We start from the raw sequence: 4,839 nt of genomic DNA on the forward strand, positions 1-4,839 counted from the left end.
ACGATGAACCGCGACACATGGTCCTTCGGCACGAAGTCCTGCACGCTCGGCGGAAGAAGCAGTGTCTGATCGATATTCCAGGGGCGAAAATATTTGCTCATGGCAAAAGATTGAATCAGACTCGCACACAATTGAACAGTGACTACTCGGACAGGCTCCTAGGTATCCACTCTGCTTGCGCTGGGGCAATGCTCGGTGCTCACCGGTGCACTTCGGACGGGCCGCGGTTGCACAACAGGGTTTCCTTCGCGGTTCCGGGCCTTCCATGAACAGTCGAGGCTTAGGCGGCGACAGCTGAAGAGTTCCAGTACCAGTTCCAGCTCCAGCCTTCAGCGGCCGCGCCAGCGAGCGGGAAATGTTGATGATGTCAAATCGGGTTCACCGGCCCTCGTATTCCGAGTTTTGCGGGACTCTTCGTCGTCCAATCTCTTGAAAACCGAGCCGCGAAGTAATACCTTCAAAAAATCATTCCTTACACGGTTCGACAATGACGGCGACGGTTACAGCTAAGGGGCAGATTACGATCCCCAAACCAGTGCGCGACCTCTTGGGTATAGTGCCTGGGAGCAAGGTTGATTTCCGTCGCGCGCCGGATGGAAGCATAGTGCTCGTCCATGCCCCCAAAGAACAGCAGCCCAGCCGCTTCGCAAAGCTGCGAGGGCACGCTGGCAAAGGGCTGGATACTGACGCGATTATGGCCCTCACGCGTGGCGAACAGTGATATTCGTAGATACGAATGTTCTTCTCGACGTCGTAACCGATGATCTGACATGGGCCGATTGGTCCATAGCGCAACTCGAGAACGCAAGTCTTGGGGGGACACTGTGGATCAACGACATCGTCTATGCGGAACTGGCTGTTCGCTACAATCGCATCGAAGATGTCGACGCGTTCCTTAAACAAGCCGGGTTGGAACTGATGCCAGTGCCACGCGAGGCCCTCTTTCTGGCAAGCAAGGTTTTCACACGCTATCGCAAAGCAGCTGGAACGAGAACCGGCGTTCTCCCAGACTTCTTCATCGGTGCGCATGCGGCCGTCAGCGGGTTGCCGTTGCTCACGCGTGATATTGGCCGCTATCGAACCTATTTCCCGACATTGACATTGATTGCCCCGGGTTTGCCGACCTCGCGATAGCGGCTTGGGGCTCCAGCCAGCACTCCGTGGCACTGGCCCTTGCGTTACAAGCGTGAGTGGAACGCATCGATCATCTCTTGATGATATCGCCCGGATAGCAGATTGGAGCCGCGGGGCTTGGTTTCGGGTACGCGCTCTCTCGCCTGCAGCGCCGCCCGGCACGGTCGTCGGGAAATAGCCTTTGAGGCGCCACCACAGAAGCCGGCGCCGCTTAGCTATGATTGAAGGCGATCGCGCCGAGCGTTCTCATCGAAAAATTGCCGTGTCTTTAGATCACCCACTGAACCCGATTAGTTTTCGTTTCGACTCTGAAATGCCTAGAGCGCAGGTTATGCATGAACTCTCGTGTCTGGCGGCGACACGAATGGGCATCGAACGCCTCTCACATGAAATGAGGCTATAGGGCCTCGACGAGTGCAATGGTGTGGCGCGCGATCATGAATTCTTCGTCCGTCGGCAAGACATAAAGTGCGACACCGCTTGCGTCGGTTGAAATCCGCATCGCGCCCGCATCGTTGGCGGAAGGATCAAGTTCGGCGCCAAGCCAGGTCAGACGCTCGGCGATACGGGCTCGAATAGGCGCCGAATTTTCACCCACGCCGGCGGTAAAGACAAAGGCATCCAGGCCGCCGAGCGCCGCGGCGAGCATGCCGGCGCTGAGTGAGCAGCGATGCACGAAATGATTGATCGCGAGGGTTGCGCGCGGATCGTCGCTGGAAAGCAGGTCGCGCATGTCGGAGGATATTCCGGAAAGCCCCCTAAGCCCCGACGCCCGATAGAGAAGATCGGTGACGTCCGCGGTCGTCATGCCTTTCTGGTCGATCAGGTAGAGCACGACACCCGGATCGATCTGGCCCGGCCGGGTGCCCATTGGTAGACCATCAAGCGCAGTAAACCCCATGGTCGTCTCAACGCTGAGACCTTGATACAGGGCGCACATCGATGCGCCACTGCCGAGATGAGCAACAATGACGCGACCGTTGGAGAGTGTAGGAGCCACTTTGGTCAGGTGCTCGGCTATGTACTCGTAGGAGAGGCCATGAAAGCCATAGCGTCGAACGCCGTCCTGGTAGTATGCCCAAGGCAAAGCATAACAGTCTGTGTGCGGGGCATGGCCGCGATGGAAAGCCGTGTCGAAACAGGCGACCTGCGGAACATCCGGATTAATTTCCATGGCGAGGCGGATGGGAGCCAGATTGTTCGGCTGGTGCAGCGGCGCGAGTTCCTGGTACCTGGCAAGCTTGTCGAGAACGGCATGGTCGATCAGGACCGGTGCCGCATAGTCCGGTCCACCGTGAACAACGCGATGACCAATTGCCTTAAGCGTAAAGCCTTCAAGTGATTGCAGCCAGATGCGCGCTTCAGCGATGGCCATCGGCAGATCGCCTAGAGCTTCTGGGGGATAGGCGCGATCGATCAGCACCGTCCCGTCGATCGTCTTCGCAAGCAAGCTCGGTCTGCTGCCAATGCCATCGATCTGACCACGCACCCTGCGTGACAGGCCAGCCTCCGCAACCCCGAAGATCTGAAACTTGAGGCTCGACGAACCCGCATTGACCACAAGTATGGCGTCCATGATCAGGCCACCGCCTGCATCGATCGCCGCTGGGCGGCCGCGTAGAGGGTGGCAACAGCGCACGATGCGAGGCGACTGCGAACCGAGTCCGCCCGTGATGTCAACACGATCGGCACGCGCGCACCGAGCACAATGCCCGCGGCGTCGGCATGGGTGAGGAACGTCAGGTTCTTGGCCAGCATGTTGCCTGCTTCAAGGTCAGGCACGACGATGATCTGTGCCCGGCCCGCCACCGGCGAGGTCAGCCCTTTGATCCGCGCCGCCTCGGGGCTTATCGCGTTGTCGAAGGCAAGCGGTCCATCGAGCAGGCCACCGACAATTTGCCCACGATCAGCCATCTTGCACAATGCCGCGGCCTCGATCGTCGAGGGAATCTTGGTCGTGACGGTCTCAACTGCCGAAACGATCGCGACCCGCGGCTGTTCGCCCAACCCAATCTTCACCCAGAGGTCGATAGCGTTCTGCACAATGTCGCGCTTGACGTCTAAATCGGGAAAGATGTTGATCGCCGCATCCGTGATGAAGAGCGTGTCCGCATGACCAGGCACATCCATCACGAACACGTGGCTGATACGGCGTTCGGTTCGCAGACCCGTGGCGGAGGCCGTGACTTCCCGCATCAGTTCGTCGGTGTGTAGGCTCCCCTTCATCAGGAGCTCGCCCTTTCCCTCTCGGATCAGGGCGACCGCCTTGGCTGCTGCGGCGTGACTGTGCGCCACATCGACAATGGCGTGCGCTTTCAGATCGAGGCCGGACTCCTGAGCGACCTTGCGGATTCTCCCCTCGGGGCCGACAAGAACCGGCACAATTAGTCCGTTGTCGGCGGCTTCAAGTGCACCACGTAGCGAGGCTTCGTCGCAGGGATGCGCCACGATCGTGACTGCTGAGGCCGCCGCCTGTGCCGCAGCTATAAGGCGATCGTATTTTGACTGTTGAGCTGTCACCTTGTTCTGGTCGGCCAATGGAACCCCCTAGGCTTCAATCACGATGCGCCGCGGTGCGGATGACCTCGCCTGCAGGTGACAGCACCGGATCGCCGCCGCCTTTCTTCTTCCCGAGGCCGAGGAGGTCTGCCACAGCTCGGCTACAGCGCCAGTCAGGTTCCAGACGACGACCCATCAAGCTACCCTTCGCAGCGTTTGCGCGGTGGGTGGCTTTGAAATCGCATCGATCCCAAGGACAACTTGGAAGCCAACCAGCTTAGTCATCATGCCCACTCCTTCGCAACCGAATTTGTGACCAATCGCAAACTGCGCGTGCTTGCGACCCAACGTGGGCCGATGGCCAGATTGCGTTGGCCGTCTGGCTCACGCGATGAATTCCTGCTCCTAGTGTCCCGTCACAGAGATTCTGACTCGTTGACCTGTGGTGTTGGATAAGACTTAGCCATCTTTTCGCGCGCTTGCTCGATTGAGAACATCCATCGGATTTGGGCACCGCTATCGGTTCGACGACGCTCCCATGCCTGAACCTCACTTTCGAGCAGGTTGCGGTTGTCGATGCGGCGGTCAAGACACTGTCGGCGCATAACGCCGATCTCGATCTCGGCCATATTGAGCCAACTCGCGTGGCGGGGCGTGTAGTGGAATTCCAGACGTCGCAAAATCCGACGTGCCTCAACGGCTGGGAACGTCTGATAGATAGCAGAGGCCGTGTGGGTCGATAGGTTATCCATCACCACACGGACCCGGTCGGCATCGGGATAATCGCCGTCGACGAGGTCGCGCATGCAGACGGCGAAGTCCTCGTTGGCGCGCCGATCGGTGACCTTGACCTTGCGCCACGACCTATTGGCATCGACCATAACGAAGAGGTTGGCCGTGCCATTGCGCTTGTATTCAGAATCGTAACGGTATCGCTTTCCCGGTTTCTGGACGATGGGCACGCGCACTTCGCCGATGAGCTGGATCGGACTTTCATCGAAGCAGACGACGGGTCGCTTAGGATCATGCGGCTCAGCGTAGAGGTCGAGAAGATCCTCCATCCTGGCGATATATTCGCCATCGATTTTGGCGATGCACCACATTTTCCTCTGCCACGGCTTCAGGTCGTTGTCGTCCAGCCGGCGGCGGATGGTTTCGCGTGAGACACTCTGATGTTCGACCACCTCCAGCAGCGCGTTGGCCAGA

General features: G+C 58.9%; 5 protein-coding genes. 2 read left to right on the top strand and 3 right to left on the bottom strand.

Going from position 1 to position 4,839, the window contains the following annotated elements:
- Positions 1-487: 487 nt before the first annotated feature.
- Entirely contained in the window at positions 488-721 is a 234-nt protein-coding gene (locus AC244_RS34625) for an AbrB/MazE/SpoVT family DNA-binding domain-containing protein (protein WP_053253343.1), read from the top strand.
- Entirely contained in the window at positions 718-1,134 is a 417-nt protein-coding gene (locus tag AC244_RS34630; RefSeq protein WP_053253344.1) for a type II toxin-antitoxin system VapC family toxin, read from the top strand. The genes AC244_RS34625 and AC244_RS34630 overlap by 4 nt, the downstream gene beginning before the upstream one ends.
- Positions 1,135-1,531: 397 nt before the next feature.
- Here AC244_RS34630 and AC244_RS34635 read toward each other — a convergent pair whose 3' ends face one another.
- The 3 genes from AC244_RS34635 to AC244_RS34645 form a co-directional block, all read right to left on the bottom strand.
- Positions 1,532-2,710: an acetate/propionate family kinase gene (locus AC244_RS34635; protein WP_053253345.1), complete on the bottom strand. Its 1,179-nt coding sequence runs from the start codon at positions 2,708-2,710 to the stop codon at positions 1,532-1,534.
- A gap of 2 nt (positions 2,711-2,712) precedes the next feature.
- Positions 2,713-3,672, bottom strand: a complete 960-nt coding sequence (locus AC244_RS34640) for a phosphate acetyltransferase (protein WP_053253346.1) — start codon at positions 3,670-3,672, stop codon at positions 2,713-2,715.
- 377 nt (positions 3,673-4,049) lie between these two features.
- The coding region (locus AC244_RS34645; RefSeq protein ID WP_053253347.1) for an IS630 family transposase at positions 4,050-4,839 on the bottom strand (790 nt) is incomplete at its 5' end.

Source organism: Ensifer adhaerens, from assembly GCF_001270265.1.
Taxonomy (GTDB): domain Bacteria; phylum Pseudomonadota; class Alphaproteobacteria; order Rhizobiales; family Rhizobiaceae; genus Ensifer; species Ensifer adhaerens_B.

Excerpts from the sequence above, each read along its gene's own strand:
- AC244_RS34635 (WP_053253345.1), bottom strand. The coding sequence starts at position 2,710 with ATGGACGCCATACTTGTGGTCAATGCGGGTTCGTCGAGCCTCAAGTTT.
- AC244_RS34625 (WP_053253343.1), top strand. The coding sequence starts at position 488 with ATGACGGCGACGGTTACAGCTAAGGGGCAGATTACGATCCCCAAACCA.